The 20,299-nt window shown below is 54.6% G+C and carries 8 protein-coding genes; 5 read left to right on the forward strand and 3 right to left on the reverse strand.

The genetic code is table 11. The features are described 5' to 3' along the window. Positions 1-255: 255 nt before the first annotated feature. Positions 256-2,721 (reverse strand): M14 family metallopeptidase, encoded by a 2,466-nt coding sequence (locus DTL42_RS02635; RefSeq protein WP_114367134.1) that lies wholly within the window; start codon positions 2,719-2,721, stop codon positions 256-258. Positions 2,722-3,203: 482 nt separating this feature from the next. Here DTL42_RS02635 and DTL42_RS02640 point away from each other — a divergent pair, with 482 nt between their 5' ends. From DTL42_RS02640 to DTL42_RS02660, 5 genes are all read left to right on the forward strand, one after another. Next, positions 3,204-6,152 (forward strand): DUF1592 domain-containing protein, encoded by a 2,949-nt coding sequence (locus DTL42_RS02640; protein WP_114367135.1) that lies wholly within the window; start codon positions 3,204-3,206, stop codon positions 6,150-6,152. A gap of 14 nt (positions 6,153-6,166) precedes the next feature. After that, a complete protein-coding gene (locus DTL42_RS02645; protein ID WP_234824049.1) occupies positions 6,167-7,504 on the forward strand; it encodes a DUF1552 domain-containing protein in 1,338 nt (445 codons plus the stop codon). A 118-nt stretch (positions 7,505-7,622) separates the two neighbouring features. Beyond that, positions 7,623-8,831, forward strand: coding sequence for an ATP-binding protein (locus tag DTL42_RS02650; protein WP_114367136.1), 1,209 nt, complete (start codon positions 7,623-7,625; stop codon positions 8,829-8,831). Between the two features lie 2 nt (positions 8,832-8,833). Beyond that, the gene (locus tag DTL42_RS02655) at positions 8,834-12,409 is read left to right on the forward strand and encodes a DUF5682 family protein (protein WP_114367137.1); all 3,576 of its coding nucleotides are present in this window, start codon (positions 8,834-8,836) and stop codon (positions 12,407-12,409) included. Continuing rightward, positions 12,406-14,178 (forward strand): hypothetical protein, encoded by a 1,773-nt coding sequence (locus tag DTL42_RS02660; protein ID WP_114367138.1) that lies wholly within the window; start codon positions 12,406-12,408, stop codon positions 14,176-14,178. Before DTL42_RS02655 ends, DTL42_RS02660 begins: the two co-directional genes overlap by 4 nt. Positions 14,179-14,185: 7 nt before the next feature. On the opposite strand, the gene DTL42_RS02665 is transcribed toward DTL42_RS02660, so the two are convergent. After that, complete coding sequence (locus DTL42_RS02665; protein WP_114367139.1) at positions 14,186-19,273, reverse strand: hypothetical protein; 5,088 nt, start codon at positions 19,271-19,273, stop codon at positions 14,186-14,188. Then, positions 19,270-20,220 (reverse strand): DUF4132 domain-containing protein, encoded by a 951-nt coding sequence (locus DTL42_RS02670; protein WP_114367140.1) that lies wholly within the window; start codon positions 20,218-20,220, stop codon positions 19,270-19,272. Before DTL42_RS02670 ends, DTL42_RS02665 begins: the two co-directional genes overlap by 4 nt. Positions 20,221-20,299 lie beyond the last annotated feature (79 nt).

Below are 20,299 nucleotides of genomic sequence, written 5' to 3' on the forward strand. Positions count from 1 at the left end.
ATATACGAGTTCTGGATTTAGAGCAATTCCGATAGCCCACCCCAACGTACTTTTCGATTCGTGTCGTTCTCAGAAAACACGAATCGAAAAGTCACTCGCATAAGCCCGGTGGCAATACAAACAGCACACGATTCCCACCTGACAATCACCCCATCAAACGCTGCAACTCATTTCACCAAAACAGGTTACAACGGATCGCACCTTCGTCTGGGGCAGTCGATTCCTCAGACTGCCCCAGGCCATCGCGGTCGCGAGTTAGTCGAACATGATCGACCGCATCAATAGATGAAAAGAAGCGTGGGTCCAGCCTCGGTAGTAGGGACGGAAACCAAACAAATGGATCGTTCCTTCCCCCTGTTTGACTTTGGCCCAGGCAATTTGCCCTTCAATAACTTCCGGCCGTGCCATCGTGCCCGAGAGCAAAACACGTCGCGGAGCATACGTCAGCAGCGTTTCGACTTCACACTTAGCATCGTTCCGCTGCTCGCTTTCTTTGGCCGTAGCCGCTCGCCAGGCCTTCGAGTGTGCAAACATGAAAGGAACGGTATCGGGAAGCCCAGCAGTCAGCTCGTTATCGTGAATCTCGCCACGGACAACACTACCACTACAGCTAAAGTCCTTATTTTCCTTTTCCGAAGTTACATCCACCAACGGAATCCGCAGCAGATCGATCACCCACGGGCAAGCACTGTCCATCACAATCAGCTTGCCCCCATCGCGAACGAACTCTTCAATTGCCATCGCACCATCCACCTCGAGCCCGCCTGCAAGATTGCCTTGCACGGAACCTTCGCTCCGACCGTTCTCGACGCGCGACGCCGAAATGTCTGGGATTATGATCACATCGAAATCGTCTTTCAGCTTGCCGGCTTTAACCATCGAGTTGCGAACTCGTTTGTACGGCATCTCAAGATAATCCAACGTCCAGCGCAGCCATCCTTCGTCCATGCTGGCCGCCCAAGGGGCGTAAACACCTACGCGTGGAAGTGAGTTAGGTTGTTGCCCGTTGCTGGCGACCGGCTCTTCCGTGGCAGCGTTCTCCTGAACGGATGTCTGAAAGGCTTCCCCTTTGGCAAGTTGACGATTCAAACTCACCCATTGGCGACTATCGCGAAACTGACGGGGGTCGGTTGATTTGGTACTTGCGAATGCATCTGGGAGTTCTGGCGAGTCAAGCAGCTCGAGTTCGCCATCCAACTGCCGGACAACTTCCACCACGCGTAAACCAAACAAAGCCGATAGCGACCATCCCGAAACGTCGTAGGCGGTTTCGTCGGTGGGAAACTGCTTGTATTCAAACAGGTCGTTCACCAGATTCGAGTGCGGTTGTTCGCACGAAACAACGAGCGTTCCCGGGGCATAGCTTCGCTCGTCCGCCGTAATGGCCGACTTGCTTTGATGCACCTCGATGCCCAAGTGTTGTAGCAAATCGACCAACCGTTCCACCGCACCAATGTCTTCGTTATCGACCGTGATAAGCCAGGCTTTACGTTTGGAATCGGCATCGATCGTGGTCGCATTTCGGGCGGCAGTCATTTTGTTCTTCAGCCACAACTTCGGTTCGCGGCTGATCGTTCCGAACAAAGATTTAGCGAATGATAGTTCGTAGCGAATGATGTCGGCCTGTCGCCACCAACCACCTTGCCAAGGCGCGATAAACTGGTTCGAAGGACGGTACTCTTTCCGCCCTAGGGGATCGGAAAGTTGATATCGTTCAAAGTAAACAGGGGAAGCAAAATTGGCGGATGCCGCTTCGGTGAGAATCCCAATGATATTCTGTCGGGCCGGCACCGAACGATTCCCGCCGTTCCACCAGTTGTCGTAAGAAACGCCTGTCACGATCCCGGTGCAATCTTCCCCGGTCATATCCATCACGGCCCGCGATCCAATCGTGTTGATCCCCGCCACGATCATAGGATCGATGTTCTCGTTGAGCGGATCTCGATAAGGAGGCACGAAAAATCGGTCTCCATTTTTACCTTGCTGATGCACGTCCCAGAGAATTTGCGGGTACCACTGTTGATACATGAGCTTCGACAGCATTCTCGCTTCCACTTGGGTCAGCGCGAAGAAATCGCGGTTGTTATCGTGCCCAGCATATTTCTGGTACAACTCGGGCATGTCAGCGTCTTCGTACGGCTTGCCAAGATTTTGGGCGTACCACTTTGCCATGTGGTCGACCCCATCCGGATTGAGTGACGGCAACAAGACAACCACCGCTTCGTCTCGCATGGTCGACCAAGGGGCTTCTTCGGAAGTAGCCAACAGCCAAGCCAACTGCATGCCCATCTCGGTCGCGGCAACCTCGGTGGAGTGCATCGAAGGGGTTACGAACAATATGACCTTGCCGTTCTCGATGGCCTGATCAAGCTCTTCAACCGACTTCCCGCGCGGGTCCGCGATTGCTTGGGAAGCCGCTTTGATTGCTTCAAGGTTCTTTAGGTTCTCTGGTGATGAAATCACCGAAATCAAAAAATCACGCCCCTCGGTCGTTTCTCCCACGCGTTGCAGTTGCATGGTCGGACTGGCCTCGGACAGTTGGGTGTAGTAACCCTGAACCGTTTGCCAATCGACGAGGCAAAAATCAGCACCGAGCGAACGTCCGAGAAATGCCTCTGGAGACAGAGCTTCCTCTGGTTTTGCTTCCTTCTCGGCCCCAACGGCAATTGGGCACATCAGCAGAAGAATTAGCCAAATCGAATATCGCGAAATTTGTGACATTAACTAGCCAATCAAAGAAGATTATCTGAGTGGATGATTTGTGGGGAATGATTTTTTTTGGGCAATTCACCCATGGGTGCCGATCTGGGATTTTCCATGGCCAGAAGTCACCAAGGCTTCTGCAATCCTAACACCTAGCCCCCCTGCTCCAGATCGTTTTGCAAAGCATGGAACTTGCTTTGCAAAAAATGACAACTCAGACCATTCACGCTTGGCGGGCAATCAAAATTGACTTACCGCCAAGCAGCCACCTCCACAGAGGGGGTATTTATCTAGCGTGAGCTCTTAGACTTTGGTATAGTTGGTGTTCCTGCCCTACCCCATCATCAAGCTGACTTGCTGCTAGAACGTAGCGAGTTGGTTTGCCCCAGCCTGAACTATCGAGTAGGCTCGCCAGCTTCTTGTAAGTTCATTCCCGCGATCCTCCCCTCAGATTCCCTCCCCTACATTTTCATCTCCATCCGGCTGACGATGGGAGTTCCATGAAATTTGCGTCACTTTCTCGCTCTTGCCTGGTCTGCGTTGCCCTGGCCTCGCTATTTGTGTCGCGTGCGAGCTACGCCGAGCCTGCCTCTGCAGTTCAACTGCAGCAAACATTCGAATCGACCGTTCAGCCTTTTTTGCAGACGCACTGCCTTGATTGCCACAACCAAGATTCGCCTGAGGCTGAACTCGATTTAAGCCAGTTTCCGACCGTTGATTCTGTGGCGAAGGATCATCAACGCTGGGCTCTCGTGCTCGATCGTCTCTCAGTCGGCGACATGCCACCGGAAGATTATGAACAACAACCCACCGATCCCCTGCGGAACAAAGTGATCACCTGGGTGAAATCACTTCGCGCGCATGAAGGCGAAAAACAGGCTGGCGACCCTGGCTTCGTCCCGGTGCGACGTTTGAGCAATGCGGAATACAACTACACGATTCGTGACCTAACCGGGGTCGATATTCAACCGACAAAAGACTTTCCAATCGACCCGGCCAACGAAGCCGGCTTCGACAATTCGGCTGCCTCTCTGAACACATCCCCGGCGTTGGTTAAAAAATATCTAGATGCCGCGCGGCAAGTCGCCGATCACTTGGCCCTCACGCCCAGCGGTTTCGTCTTCGCCCCTCACCCGGTGATTGCCCATACCGACCGCGATAAATTTTGCGTCAATCGGATCGTCGATTTCTACAAGCGACAACCGACCGATTATGCTCCCTATTTTCTAGCCGCTTGGCAGTTCAAGCAGTCTGATCAAACCAAGCAATCTCTGGAACAAATTGCTCTGGAAGCGAATCTCAGCCCTAAATACCTGAAAACGGTTTGGGAGGAATTGAATCGCGAATTAGAACCCCTGGGCCCCATCGCCGCTTTGCAAATTTTATGGAACACAATTCCCGTCGACGCTTCCCAGGCAGACGCCGAGAAAGTCTGCCAACAAATGGAAGCTTTCATAAACGACTTGCGGCCCAAACTGAAACCGGTGGTCGATAACTTGCAATCGCCTCATATCGCGAACGGCTCGCAGCCGTTGGTCATCTGGAAGAACCAACAGATGGCCAGCAACCATACGAAATATGCTCGCTGGAGTGCCCGGAAATTATCCCAATGGAAATTGCCCGCAGGTTCGCCTGCCGTCCAGGCAATGGTCGTTCCGGAATCGCTCGCCGATCGTGAGAAGCATGAGGCCGAGTTCGAGCGGTTCTGCACAATATTTCCTGATGCTTTTTATATTTCCGAGCGGGGACGTGTCTTTCAAAATGAAGCATCACGCGGGCGATTGTTAAGTGCTGGCTTCCATAACCAGCAAGGCTATTTCCGCGATGACGATCCCCTTTACCAAATGGTGCTTGATGAAGCAGGCCAGGCGGAACTCGATCGCCTGTGGCAAGAGTTCAACTTAATTGCCGAAGCCCCCCAGCGGCAATACCGCTCGTTTTTGTGGTACGAACGCGCCGAGTCAAGCTTTATGCGGGACGAGGTTTTCGATTTGCATCGCTCGGAAGACAAGGACTCGATCAGCAATGCCAAGATGAACGCACTGCAAGCGTTGTACCTGGAAAAGGCGCTGCGTCTTGGCGCGGATGAAACTGCTGAACAAGCAATCGTCGACTACTTCCAAAGCATGCAGCGAACCTTTCGTGCGTTAGAGCAAGCCGAAGTTGCTTCCCATCCGAGCCACCTGCTCGCCTTGCAGTCTTTCGCGGAAAAGGCGTTTCGTCGTCCTCTAACCACCGCCGAAAAAGAAAATCTTATAGACTTCTACCATTACCTTCGTGAAGAAGAACAACTCGCTCATGAAGAGGCAATTCGCGATTGCGTGGTCAGCGTGCTGATGTCTCCCAAGTTTTTCTTTCACTTAGGTTCGCCAGCCCAAGTTTCAGAGACACCGGTTCCTTTAGACGACTACGCCCTGGCCAACCGGCTTAGCTATTTTCTGTGGAGCAGTTTGCCAGACGAAGAACTATTGGCGCACGCTGCCGCAGGCAATCTCCATGAACAGGAGGTTCTCTCTGCCCAGATCAAACGCATGGTGAAGGATCCTAAAGTGCAAGCTCTGGCCATCGAGTTTGGTGGCAACTGGCTCGACTTTCGCCGTTTTGAAGAACACAACGCCGTCGATCGTATGCGTTTCCCCACGTTCGACAACAACCTGCGTCAGGCCATGTTTGAAGAGCCGGTCCGGTTCTTTACCGACTTGGCCAGGCGAGATGGATCGGTCCTTGATTTTCTGTACGCCGACTACACCTTCGCCAACCAGGCACTCGCGCGGCATTACGGCATTGCAATGCTCAGCCATACAAAGATTGATCCAGATGGTTGGTTTCGCGTGAACAACGCCAGCCAATACGGACGGGGTGGTTTGCTGCCGATGTCAGTTTTTCTCACCCAAAATGCTCCTGGCCTACGGACGAGTCCGGTCAAGCGTGGCTACTGGGTTGCCAAACGGGTGCTGGGCGAACATATTCCGGCTCCGCCTGCCGATGTTCCCGAACTTCCCGCCGATGAATCCAAGAGCGAGCTATCGCTGCGTGAGGCCTTGGCCAAACATCGCGAGATCGCCAGCTGCGCGAGTTGCCATCAACGTTTCGATTCGCTCGGCTTAGTTTTCGAGGGCTACGGTCCTGTGGGGGAACGACGTACGGAAGACCTGGGGGGCCGCCCGGTCGATACCAACGCCGATTTCCCAAATGGCAACGAAGGAGACGGCCTGGCAGGGCTAATGCAGTACATTCGCGAAAGCCGCCAAGAAGACTTTCTCGATAATCTAAATCGCAAGCTATTGGCTTATGCCTTAGGGCGAACGCTCCAGCTTTCCGATGAAAAGCTGCTGCGTGAAATGCAAACAGAACTTGCCACGAATGACTATCGCTTTTCAGCGCTACTCGAAACGATTGTAACCAGTCCCCAATTCCTCAACCAACGCGGCGCCGCCGCTTCTCCTTAAAGGTACATACGACCATGTCTGCAAAAGGAAAGTCAGATCTCTCTCGTCGAATGTTTCTTCGCGGCACCGGCGTTGCGATGGCCTTGCCGTGGTTGGAATCGGTCCCTGTTTGGGGAAACGAAGCTCCTGCCCAATCAGACGAAGCCCCGGCCGCCCCTAAGCGTTTTGCGGCGCTGTTCATGGGCTGCGGTGTGAATCCTGAAAAGTGGTGGGCTAAGGGGGAAGGGGAACAAATGGAACTAGGCCCAAGCCTGGAACCGATGACCAAGCTGAAGAGCAAATTGAACGTCGTTCATGGTCTCTTCAATAAATCGGCCACCGGCGTTGGCATCCATCCGGGGCAGACCGGGAACATCCTCTCTGGCGTGGCGCTCCAGAAAGGGGCTGAACTTCGTGGCGGAATTAGCATGGACCAAGTCATCGCCGAACATTTTCGCGATCAGACCGAGCAACCCAGCATGGTGCTCGGGTGCGAGCAACCGGTGACAGGCTACCACGAAACCAATTTCTCGATGGCCTACAGCTCGCATATTTCCTGGCAAAATGCGACCTCGCCGGTTCCCATGGAAGCCTACCCTTCCCTGGCCTTCGATAACCTGTTCAACAACCAGGGCAATCGTCGTAATCAAAGCGTGCTCGATCGCGTTCGCGAAGAAGTCACTTCCCTTAACGGTCAAGTAAGTGCCGCCGACCGAGGACGACTCGACGAGTACCTGACCAGCGTTCGAGAAGTTGAAAAACGCATTCAAGCTTCCCGCAACCATAAAGAAAAAGCAGACCAACGGGCCAAACACCAGAACAAACCTGTCGTCGCAATGAAACGCCCCGACGACGGTCTGCCGGAAGATATTCGCGAACACATGCGACTAATGTGCGATATCATCGCCATCGGTTTTCAGACCGACAAAACACGCGTTGCCTCGTTGCTGATGTGCCGCGACATCTCGGGCATGTTCTATCCGTTCCTTGGCGTGCGGACCGCGCATCATGGTGCCTCGCACGATGACCGCTCGGACTCTTACCACAAAATCACGCACTATTATGTAAGCCAGTACGCCTACCTGGCTGAAAAGCTCGATAGCATGAAAGAAGGTGAACGGAGCGTTCTCGATAACTCTTGTCTCATGTTCATCAACAGCATGTGGTCAGGCAGTGCCCACGATTCCAGCAAGGTTCCCCTTTTGCTAACCGGCGGTCTAGGCGACACGCTCCCCACTGGACGATCGCTCGACTACTCTAAGAAAAAAGACGCCGACCGCAAACTTTGCAGTCTGTATCTCGGCCTCATGAACCGGATGGGAGTCCCACAAAAACAGTTCGGTGATGCCAACACGCAACTTGCCGGCTTGTAACGCCACGCTATCCGGTAAGAAAGTGTATCGGTGGTTGCCAACGGGGGCCTATCATCCCATACAATGGGGAAGCGTTACGTTCGTATGCATTCCCCATCGCTAGGCAAACTTCTCTCCGATGGCCAAGAAGAAAACTTCGTCACCGCGCACGCGCAGTACATCCACCTCCAACGCCGACGTTCAACTTGCCTCTGCCGAGGTTCGTTACGCCGAACAACTTGCGTTCTTACGCGCCATCGACCAGGCCCCTCGGCCCCCAGGTTGGATGCTATCTCCCGCAGCCGTGGTCGATTTTATTTGCGGCACACGGGGCGAAGCCTTACGTGTTCCCGCTGCTCTTAAATTACCAGCCGGTCTGCCGAAATCGCTGGTCATACCGGCGAAGTTTGTCGGCTCAAGGGCATTGGTCGAACGCTGCGTTGTGACCTTAGCAGGCGAACGAGGCTTAATGCTTGTTGGGCAGCCAGGAACGGCCAAAAGCATGCTGGGCGAGCTTTTGGCCGTTGCCATCAGTGGTTCCAGCGGATTAACCGTGCAAGGCACAGCCGGGGCCAGCGAAGATCACTTACGCTACGGCTGGAACTACTCGATGCTATTGGACCAAGGCCCGCGCCCCGAGGCATTAGTTCCTTCCCCGGTCCTCACCGCGATGCGGGAAGGTAAGCTGGTGCGGATCGAAGAGCTAACGCGCTGTCTGCCCGAGGTTCAAGACGGGCTCATCAGCTTGCTTAGCGAACGCCGCTTGATGATTCCGGAACTCGAAGGAGAAATATGCAGCGTGTTTGCCCGGCCAGGATTTAACATTGTGGCCACAGCCAACCTCCGCGACCGAGGCGTTTCCGAAATGTCGGCGGCATTGAAGCGACGTTTCAATTTCGAAACCGTACACCCAATTGCCGATCCGCAGCAAGAGATCGAGCTCGTCCGTAGCCGTGCCATCGCGGTTTTGGCCGATACCGGGCTGACAACTCAGCTTGACGCCCGCTTGCTAGAGCTTCTAGTCACCACGTTCCGCGATCTGCGAGATGGCAACACGGCAGAGGGCTGGAGTGTGGAACGTCCCGCTTCGGTGATGAGCACCGCAGAAGCCGTTACGATTGCTGCCGCGATCGCGCGACAAGGGGTTTTCTTTCCCGCCCAGCGCGATCCCATTTCGCTTCTGCCGGGACATCTTCTAGGAGTTGTGCTGAAGGATAACGTGGAAGATCGAGAGCGCCTGCTTGCCTACTGGGATGGTCCTATCCGCCGACGTAGCGAGAACGATGCCCATTGGAAACGAATGTACGAACTTCGTGACGTGCTTGAAGAATCTTCTGAGGGGCCGTAGCCATGTCAGGGGAAGATCTACGTCAGCCGTTAGAAAATCTCGCCGCCTGCCAAACGCCGCACCTGATTGGTGTTCGTCACCACTCGGCCGCTTTGGCTCGCGCGATGCCAGCGCTGCTCGAAGCAATTCGTCCCGAGGCGATCTTGCTAGAGATGCCGCCAGATTTCGCGGCTTGGATTTCCCACCTTGGTCACCCAGAAATGACCGCGCCAGTGGCACTTGCTGCCTGCCATCGAGCCGAGCTTACTTCCTTCTACCCGCTCGCGGATTTCTCCCCCGAATTGGTTGCGATTCGCTGGGCAGCGCGGCATGCGGTGCCGATCATTCCTTGCGATCTTGACCTCGCCAGAATGCAAACCGCCGATCGGTTTGTTCCTGCATCTGAAGATCCATCAGAAGCCACAACACAACTGCAAGACGTCATCATGGATCGGCACGAGGCCCGTGACTTTGGCGAGTTGTGGGATAAGATTGTCGAAACCCCGGCGATGGGCAGCCCTCCCGAAGCCATTCGACGAGCGGCTCTCTATTTCGGTTGGCTCAGTCGTTCGTCCCGTTCACTTTCCGCTGCCGATGCCCATCGTGAACAGGCAATGCGAGCAGCGATTACCAAAGCGCCGTCCCACTCGGTGGCGATTGTGGGGGCGTTTCATGCGGCCGCGTTGCTCCCGGAACCCCTTCTCTGGTCTCCTCCCGAGCCATTCTCGAAAGAAGCAGAACAGTATTGCGCCACGATAGAAACTTCAACCTCACTCATCCCGTACACCTTCGCACAACTTGACTCGCGCAGTGGATACCCGGCTGGCGTCTACGATCCTATTTGGCATCAAACGATGCTCCAAGCGACCAATGCCAGCGAGGCCAACGCGTTAGTCTCGGATTTGGCAGTGCGACTTAGCCGCCAACTACGTCACGCCGGCTACGTTGCCGGTTCGCCGGAAGCCATGGAAGTGGTTCGCGTAGCGATCGATTTAAGCCGCCTTCGCGGGCAAGCAGCACCCGGACGAGGCGAGTTTTTGGAAGCGATCCAAACCACGCTCGTGCAAGGAGACCTACTCGGCCGCGGCCGGGCCGTCGCTACCGCCGCTCAGCATGTCTTGGTAGGAACGCAGCGGGGCAAGCTGGCCCCAGGGACACCGCGCAGCGGGCTCGCTCCACACGTCGAAGAAACAATATCACGCTTGAGACTACCTGGCCCTGATTGCTTAGAGGAGGAAGCCCGCGAACTGCGACTAGACCCGCTGCGTTCCAAACTCGATCGTGCCCGAGCGGTGCTCTTTCGGCGATTGAATTTGCTTGGAATTCCGTATGCCACACGAACCGACACGAGCGGTATCGGCCTCCGCGAAAACCTGACCGAAGTCTGGCAGGTTCGCTGGACTCACGGAACCTCTGCCACCGTAGAAGCCGCCGCGATCTATGGCGTCACGTTGCTGCAAGCTGCGGAATCGGCCTTACGCAAAATCGGGGGCGAAGAAGAGCCCGACGCCAGTGGTCGCCTCCATCCCACGGTCACCCTCAGACGTTTGTTTGCCGCCGCAGAGTGTGGCCTGCCAGCCGCCGCCAAGCAGTACCTCCAAACGCTAGACGGACACTTTTTACATGCCGCCTCGACGCCCCAGTTGATCGAAGCCGCCTCGCTTATCGGGCGATTGGCGGCAGGGCATTTTAGTGGCCTACCTCTTCTCGAAGAAGATGCCGCCCCGCCAGATGTTCAACCGTTGACCGTTTCCGCCAATCTATTGAACAGTATTCCCTTTCTGGAAACGGCCATACGCAGCGCCGACGGGTTGCGTGGGTCGGATGACCCGGCCGATGTCGTCGCCCTCACCGAACTGATTGCACTGATCCATGCGACCGACGAAAACGATTCGCCGCAGCTAGCCGCCGTCTCGCTTGGGCCTGCGTTACGTTCGCTGCTTTATCGCTTACGCAAAGAAGGATCTGCTCGCATGCAAGGTGCGGCTTGGGGTGGCTTGGCGATCACCGGTGAAGCCAATACCGAGCAGCTTTCGCAAGCCCTTTCCAGCTGGTACGACGCCGCCTCACACTATGACGGTCGCCAACATCTGCGCAGCCGCTTACAAGGGTTACTGGTTCCCCTGTTACCTCTGATTGAAGCGGAAGCAAGTTGGCTCGACGGGCTTCAAGTGCGGCTCGAAGCATCTGACGATTCCGAATTTCTGACACGTTTGCCAGCGCTGCGGGCTGGATTCGATTCGGTCTCGCCCAACGAGCGAGCCCGCCTGCTGACCGAACGGCTAGAGATCTTGGAACCAGACGGCCCAGGCAACATCCGCCGAATGCTGCTTGAAGATCCTTTGGCGATGGCTGCCGCCAGTTCAACAGATCGCGTCGGACGAGAAGCAATCAGCAGATTAATCCCTGACTTTGTGATGCACGAACCAGGCAAGCACGATGCCTATGCTCGCCCGGTCACGGTGAGTGAACCTCCAGGGCAGATATCGCTGGCTGATCGCTGGCGGCTTGTATTAGGAGTTCAGGGAACCACTGGAAAAAAAAGTCAACGTGTGGCTTCGACGCTAGATGAACTCTATGGAGGCGCCGTTCGCCCAGGACGCGGTTACCACGACGACCTAGTCCCTTCCAACCGTGGCGGAACAGAAAAAGCGACTCCCACCGCGCGAGAATGGCTGCACGAACTATCCGGTTTGTTTGGCAAAGACCTGTGTGAGGAAATCGCCGCCGAGGCAGCCACAGGCAATCGCCCGGCATTGCTAGAGCATTTAGATGGTGACCAGGTTCGTCCGTCCGTGGCGTTGCTCGAACAGGTTCTCTCGCTCAAAGGCGCGCTGCCGGAGTCAGAGTTAGCCCTGCTGCGGCAATTAGCTCGCAAGATCACCCAGCGTTTGGCCCAGCAGCTTGCCAATCGCTTGCGACCAGCCCTCAATGGTCTCAGTACGGCTCGCTCTACCCGACGCAAGCAGCGCAAGGTCGACTTTCCTCGCACGATACGCGAGAACCTGGCGACCGCTTATCGCCGCGAAAATGGCAGCATCGCTTTGGCTCCGCGTCGAATGTCGTTTCGAGCACCGAGTCGCAAGCAAATGGACTGGCACTTGATATTCGTCGTCGACGTCTCTGGGTCGATGGAGCCTTCGGTTATCTACAGCGCGTTGATGGGAGCAATTTTCTCGGCCTTGCCTGCGATTGATGTTCGCTTCTTTGCGTTCAGCACCGAAGTAATTGACCTGTCAGATCAAGTCGACGACCCTTTGTCGCTCTTGATGGAGGTTCAAGTTGGTGGCGGAACGCACATTGGCTTGGGACTACGAGCAGCCAGCGAAGCCGTGAAAAACCCATCACGTACGATCGTGGTACTGGTTTCTGATTTTGAGGAAGGAGTTTCCATTGGGCGCATGCTGGGGGAAGCTGCGACGCTTGTTGAGTCAGGCGTCAAGCTATTGGGGCTTGCGGCGCTCGACGACGAAGCCAACCCCCGCTATCACGCAGGCAATGCCTCAGCCCTAGCCGGCGCTGGTATGTCGGTGGCCGCGGTAACTCCCGAACGGTTGGCCCAATGGGTTGGAGATCAGATTCGAGGTGCCAACGCATGAGCGTAGTTCGTCCTACAGTATCAGGCGAGTTGGTCGCCACCATCATCGAAGCTGCTCCAGACCGTGTGCGTCGCCGCCTCGATCGTTCCCCGGATGAAGCCACCAAATGGAATTGGCAACCACAAGACGACCAGTGGCAAATCGACACTGGAGGCGAAACGGTTCATCTTACCAGCCAACAGATCAACCAGCTTGAGCAAGTTCGCTGCACCTGTTTACTGTCGCCCCATTGTTTTCATGTCATGGCTTGTCTGACGATCTTGGAGACGCACGCGATAGAGGAACTCTCCGCCGCTGATCCACCGCTCGAAGAACAAGCCACAGAAGCCACCGAAGAACAACCAACAAGCGATGCCGTAAATCCCAAACAGCGTCAAGCAGCTGAAAGGCTGGAAGCACAAGTTGCTCGCGTGCTGCAAGTTGGCGTTGCCAATGCTGGTGTAACAATTCAAGCCGGTCTGCAGCGAAGTGTGCATCAGTGCCGAGCGGTTGGTTTGCACCGTGCTGCCAGCCTAGGAATACGCGTGATCACGGGCGTTACCCAATTAAGGGCCCGTTCGCCCCAAGCCGACCCACCACAATTGATCTCCGACCTGGCCGACTTGCTAGAAACGGCTCACCGGCTCGCCCATCAGCCGGCGCCGGAATCTTTCTGGATCGGAACGGCGCGCCGCGAACAGTTCTCGGTGCGTCCAAAACGCTTACACGGCTTGCTGGCCGAACCGGTCGTTTCGCGAAGTGGGCATGCCGGGGCGATTGCTTGGTTCCTAGGTGAAGATGGTCACTTCTATTCTGCTTCCGACGTTCGACCAGGCGAGGCCCAACTAGCCTGGGACGCTTATCGTGGTGGAATCGAAATTGGGCCACTCGTTCAGCCAGGACGATTACTGTCGCGCAGTCTCTACGTCGGCAGCGAGATGACCGCATCCACCGATGGCCGCCTCGGACGGGGCAAGAAGATTAAAATTGCTCCGCAAGGAGCATCCTCTTGGCAAACCGAGATGCTAGAAAAACGTTTCGCCCAACCGCTGAGCGATCAATGGCAAGCGATCTACCAACACGTTGCCGTGCCAGTAGATGCCCGTCCGGCTGGGTGGGATTTTACTTTTGTGAAAGGGACGATCCAAGGAGCCAGTGGCCCCGAGCTTTTGCTCCAGCTTGCCGACGGGGGACAACTACGCTTAGGAATTGCGAACAATGACGAAGCGTTAGCGTTTCGCACTAATCTGACCATGCTAAGCCATGCCGCTGGGATGGCGATCAAAGTGATTGGTCGAACCTCGCTGGACGATCCAAGACTTCTATTTCCGCTGGCAATCTCTTGCGGTGCCGATGCTGCCGAGGAACCTTCCCAAGATGCCAAGCGACCGCAGCTAGAGCCACCAGACGTGCTCTCGGGGCGGGTGATGCTGGGCTTCGACAAGCTCGAACGGAAGCACATCCGCTACGCTCAAGCGGCACCGGTTGTCTTCCCTCACGCAACTGCATCGGCCCCAGACGATCCGTTGGCTCCGCTGGTGCGACGTACCTTGTCGGCCGCCTTGGCCGGGATAGCTGCCCCTCGACAAGCGAACATCCACAGTATTTCCCAGGAAACCGCCCAGCTTTTGCGAAACGGGTTTCCGACGGCGGCCAGGCTTTTACATACCCTTACGCAAGGCTCTTTGAACCAGGCCCCCCAAGCCGCCGAGACCTTTCTGGCGGTTCAGTTATACCTGCGTGCTTGCCGATACGAACTAGCCCGGGCTCGGGCCACCTTGCACCCATAAACCCGTCCTATTTTCTGCGGCTGGCTTTGGTCTTAACCTTCTTTCCCACCTCCTCGTAACGAGGTTCGTCCCCTTGGCATACGCGCTGCCAGGCTGCGGCAAACAATTCCTCGAACGGTCGCAAGACCAGTGGGCCTCCTAACGGTGTGGATGAACCGCCATCGAGTTCAACCTCGACTAGCAGCGGCAGTTTCCAGGTTTCCAGCGACAACCAAGGGGCTTTCAACTCTTTCCATTCGCCAGGCAAAAAGTGGCTCCGACCAGCCCTGGCCCGCTTCGCTTCGAGAAGAAGCCCTTGCGCGGTCAATTCAGTGGCGGCCTTCTTATAGCGTGCTGCGGTCCAGTCGTTCCATTTACGAACATTCGCCGTGGTAGGGTCAGGCAGCGCCAACGTCTGCAGATAAAGCACAGCCCCGTCCTCGCTCAGCTTCCACTTCTTAGCGATGGCAGGCACAATCTCTGGTGCCAAATGCAAGGGGTTTTGAGGCCAAGCCCCCGGGTGCAGACCGTTTCCTAAGATCGCATCACGAAGCTTGCAGAAGCCGCTGCCTTGCAACAAAGCAATCAGGGGAAGATGGTTCCGTTGGCCTCCGAACGGATCTTCATCGAGACTAACCAGCCATTGCAAGCGTTTTACCTCGTCGGCGGAACGAACTTTACCTACTCGGTAGCCGATCAATAAGGCGGGGGAATCTTGGTGCGCTGCTGCTACCAGCAAGCCATCATCGAAGCGAGCTATTTTATCTTTACCAATATTGGATTTACCCAAATGCTGATTGATCCAAGCGACCGAAAGTTCTTTCTTGTCTTTGGAATAGAAGTACTTACTGCAGAGTTCCCACAACAAGTTTTCGTCTTTGATGACTTTGATCAACTGCTCAACGAGGGCGGGTACTGATTTACGAGCCTCGTGGCCAATAGGCGTGTCACAATGAACCATCGCCACCAATTGCGCTAACGTTTGCAGGGCTGCCGCAGTGACGGGATCAGCATTTAGCTGCCCTTTGATACGTAACTCGTGGTTGCGAGTGTACTTAATTTTGTAGGCTTTGACCTGTAGCAATCCATGCTGCTTGGGATCAGTAGCGGCGGCTAAGATATGTTCGTGATCGATACAGCCCCACTTGTTTTGCCTAGCCAAGGAAGACAATAGCTTTTGATACTCGGCATCGAGAGGGATACGTTTGGGCATGTGTTGGTCCCATGCCTGACGTATGGCCGCGAACACTGCGGTTTTATCCTCCGCAAAAGGAGCAGCCAGTCCTGACGCGACGACCGAATGGAAAAGCGCCTGCCGCACATTTTCGCTCAGGTTCGTTAAACTCTGTCGAGCGGCCTTGGCGTCGGTCATCTTGATACCGAGGGCATTGCGAATTTCGGACGGCAGGAAATTCGCTTCGTAGCCGTCGAAATTCAGACCGGCAATCCAAATCAATCCCACTTCCGCAGGCGAGGCACCAAGCTCAGCAGCCAACTCGACAAGTTCTTTCTTCGTCGGAATTGGCATCTTCTCAGCAGCATCGATCGCCTTGAAAAAAGCTTCGAAGTTTTCGGAATCAGCCTGAGGGAAAAGTTGTTGTTCACTCTTAATCACGAATCCTGGTGGCGTTTTTGGTATCTTCGCGGTGCTATAGCGTAGGATTTGATATTCGATTTTCCTGAAGGAATTAATTACAATAACAACAAATCGATCCTCCCCACTGACCAGCCCATACGACGTGCCTGTGGGTTCACGGTCGTTGTTCGACTTTCCATTGGTATTCGTTTTCTGTGCGATTAACAAATCAAAACGACCAGGCAATTGGGCAATTCCCAATTCTCTTATGAATTTAAGTAATTCGCGCCAAGGCGGTTCTCTATCGGCTTTAAGACTGCAGCGTCCTGCTTGGGCACGCCAATAGGTTTGCCAAACTTTCCACGGCAAGTTGTTCAGCAAGGAAAACCACATATTTTTTGCCCTCGGCAAGGGGCCTGCCGGCTGTTCTTCCTGTAAGAAAACGGTAACAGACTTCAGATGTTGGGCTAAAGAGATGGTGAAGTCGTTGGCAAAAGCGCATGGCAGTTTCCAGGTCTGTACCGCTTCGTCTACCTTTGTGTAGTTAACTACTGTTGATACCGATTTATTCTGTGCTTCGTTTACAAGTCGTTTGCGTGTCTCTAAAAAATCAGTGCGACAAGAGGCGGCAAACTGAACAACCCCTGCAATCCCACAGGCAAATCGATCTGGGATTTTCGGAAATAGGTTTTGAACCTTCTCAAAGACTTTTGCAGTTGATGGGGACGTCTCTATTTTTTCCTTAACGTCGTCTCTCACAAAGCTACGTAAGACTTGGATGGCAGCTGCAGGTAAAACGGGGGACTGTTCGGATGGCTTTGCTGAAGTCTCACCTTGGCGAGCCTGATCTGCCGTATCGACAAGTAAAGCGCAGTCTTGCAGGCTGATTTTACGCAGTTTCTTGGAGGTTGCTTCATGACGTGGTTTCAGCAAGTGCCAATATTCCAGTGGCAACACAATCTCTTGGCCGCACGTGAAAGCAGAACGGTGGCCTTCCCACAAGGCGACTGCTGTGCGCCGTTCTGTATCAAACACCCCCTTCCCACGTCCATGGGTCTGCGCTAACAACAAGTAACCGTCTGCTCCGATACGCCGCAACATGCCAAGGGGGACCGCATCCTTCAACAAAAGATCGCCCAAGGGATTCTCCCAGCGGCGGCCATCAATCCCTTCTCCCACGTAGGTTCCATCACGGCGTTTGAAAACCTTCCAGCCAACCATGCCGTTCTTACAACCCAGTGGCGAGTCCTTGGCCTGCTCGGGAACTGGAAAGAGATAGCTCGAATCGAAATCGATGGTATCCCCATCTGCCGATTCCAACCAACTTGGCACGCTGGCTCGTCCAAGTTTACCGGTGTGCGGGTCGATCTCCTTCATCAACGTGCGGGATTCAAGATTGTCATCATATTCCCACTCGGTCCCCCAGAATCTCTCACCATCGTGAAAGTAACTTCGTGCACATTGGGGCTGCTGGCTATCCCCTGGATGAATCGCTTGCTTGCCATAAAACAGACCACCATCCTCTAAAATGGTTTCGCGCATCCCGTCTGCATCTAGAAATTTGTAGCTAGCTGGGTGGTGATTCGTAGGATCGCTAAGCCAGTAGAAATGGTTATTCCACTCTTTATCGCGATAATACACCGCTAAATCGGAACCGACCGGCACGACACGTTGAAGTTCGATCTTCGGTGGTAAGCGAAGTTCACGCTTGGAGATCTTTCCAGAGCGATCGAGCACAAACGCGTGCGTCTTATTCCACACCACTACCTGCGGAAACAACAGAGCACAATTTTTTATCGAGTAAACGCTGGCCCCAACAGAAATCTCGGATTCTTCAACAAGCTGGTCAAACTCGGCCCATCCGTATTCATCAACGATGCCACTTTGCAGTGTTAGCTGCAGCGAGGTATTCGGTTCGATAGCCGCGAGCTTCTCCGCGACTTCAGGAAAGTAGCGTAACGTCTCGGGCCAGAAGGTTTCTTGCAGCAAAGCAAATGCTTCGCTGAAGCTGGCCAGTCCCGTGTTTTCTAATTGCCCCACGACTTCCAAAGCGTGCTCTCGCCAGAGCCTTAAAATCCCTTCGCGTTCTCCAGCTGCTTCAGGAAATGAGCGGCGTTCCCAATCGGTTCGCTGATAACCACGACTGTGCGACTTCCCTTTGCAAGTCAATGCGTTAGCCAATCCACGCTTGATCGCATCAGCAAAACGTTCATCCGCCGGCGCAAGTAAGAGATCTCGATTACGATACTTATGGTCTGGTTGTTCCATTAGCCAGCCGTTGAAGTCGACAGCCGCTTCCTTCGGTAGTGGCTGGACTTCGATCCCTAAATCGAGGCAGGTCTCGATCAGGTCGATATCCGCTGGTTTCGTATTCCAGCGAATACCGGTGCTAAGAGGGAGCGGAGCACCTTCCTTCTTCAAACGAGGCGTCAGCCGTTCTAGCATCCAAAAAACACGTTTAGGTATCGGTAGCTCGTGCCGAGAAATTCGACCGAACCAATCCGCAATCGGTTCCCCCAGCGGTGGTGCACCGAGGTGTTCGTCCTCCCACAGGAACTCAAAAACACCCCAGGCTTCAAGTAAATCGAGCCAATCCCATAGCTTACTTTCTTCATAAAGCTGAACCTTAGATTGGGTATACCGCAGCAAAGCAACTGCAAACGCCGAATTGCGCTGGACGATTCGACGGCAATAATGATCGCACCCTTTCCAAAATTGCATGGCTGCGCGGTCCATCGCAGGCGACTCGATGACTTCTTCTAGCCAGGATTCCAATTCGGCATCGGCGTCTAAATCGGCCGCTTTAGCAAGCTTGAGAAAATCCTTCGGCAGGCTGGCCCACGGAGCCATGCCACCTCGAGTTCGCCGCACACACAAGTCGCGGAAGATGTCATACGCTTCTTGCGGTGGGTATTGATTTTTTAAATCGTCGGTGTAATCGGAAAGGGCTTTTCCGGCCAGGCAACCAGCTAAGACGAATTCGAGAATGACATCACGTCGCCGGCTTCGATCCGACGGAAGCGCATGGACTCGCTCGGCTTCCAACGAACGATTCAAAGCCCTTCCGGCATACGTTTGATTCCCCAGTTCTTTGTAGGCCCGTCCTACTTCCTCCCAAAAGGGAGGCAAAAAGTGCCGTACCGAACGTCCTAGTTCCTTCGATAATTCATCGTAAATATCCCAGGCATGCCCTGGTTTTGATTTCGCCTTTCGATCGGCAGATTTCATTCGTTTCACCAGATCGAGCGCGTATTGGGCGTTATCTGGGTCGTTTGTGAGGGCCCATGCCGCGAAGCCTAAACTGCGTCGCTGCTCAATGGCGATCGGCTTAGAGATCTGGGGCGCTTCGAATCCGAGAAATTCCATTGCCAGATCTTCGGCCTGGCCTAGGCGTGCCGAACTGATACGTACCAACGGACGATCGCCCAACGCGGGATGCTGGTACGTTCGCGCGACCACTTCTTCCGAGCTACCCTTGTCGACCTTGGCCTTCACAGGAACGAGGCCACCTGCATTCAAGATCAATTGTGCTGTGCTCATGCCTCGTCTCCTTCTTTTTCTTCTTGCTCGACCTTACGTTTGGCATAAATCTGCGATGCCATTCGCATCCCTTCGCTGAACGTTACCGGCCCTACGTTAGCAATCGCTTGCGGTTTTTGCTCTTCATCTACGAAGACTAAATCGTCTGTGTATGTTTCATACTCTGGGGCCCCTTCACCAACCCAGAATCGAGCTTCCATGGGCGTGCCGTTTTCCCACACTTTGTTACACGCATAGCCTCCGCGCACCTGGTAACCGAGGCGTCGGCAGAGCGAGGTGACAAAGTTCAATTGGTCGAATTTCCCCTGGCGGAAATCCGTAATCCGTTCGCTCTTGTTTTGCTCGGCTGTGGCCGAAAATATCGGTCGAAAGAGTTGCTCGACCGCTTGGGTAAATTCCATGTCGGCGGCAATTTCCCGCAGGTCTTCGATCCCGTCGATCAAAATCGGGTGAGGGATCATGATCTGGGGTGTCTTCAACCACTGTGTTTCGCCATCGCGATCGACGACCCCCATTCCCTTCTTCGCGTCGACATCCCGCAACAGCCCCGTTTGACTGGCTTGGGGCGTCCCTTTCGCATCTGCGGCAACGACGACCAAGTTCCGCAGCATGTCGCTCCAATCGGGATCAGGCCAAACGGCTTCTAAGACCTCGCGTGGGACCGGCAGCGAACGCAACATCCATGTTTCGATCTGCCATAAACACTCGGTCCGATGGACGGCCAACCATTCGCACGCCGCCAAAAGTTGTTCGGCTAGTTCGGTATCTTTCAGCGTCTTGGGAACGGAAGACAACTTTTTGCCTTGCGGATTGCGGGCGACAAGCTTGCCAGCCAGAATTCCTAACGCGTAGCCTTTATCGGCTTCTAACCAAGGGATCGAGTTATCAACGGCAGAAGCCGCCTTCTTTGGGCTCTTCTTGGGAAGAGTTTCCTTCGCTTTCGCCATAGGACACCATTTGGGCGTTATTTAGATAAGAGATTGGCCCCCATTATGGCGAATGAAATCCAGGAATCCAGTAGTATTT

The organism is Bremerella cremea, from assembly GCF_003335505.1.
GTDB classification, from domain to species: domain Bacteria; phylum Planctomycetota; class Planctomycetia; order Pirellulales; family Pirellulaceae; genus Bremerella; species Bremerella cremea_A.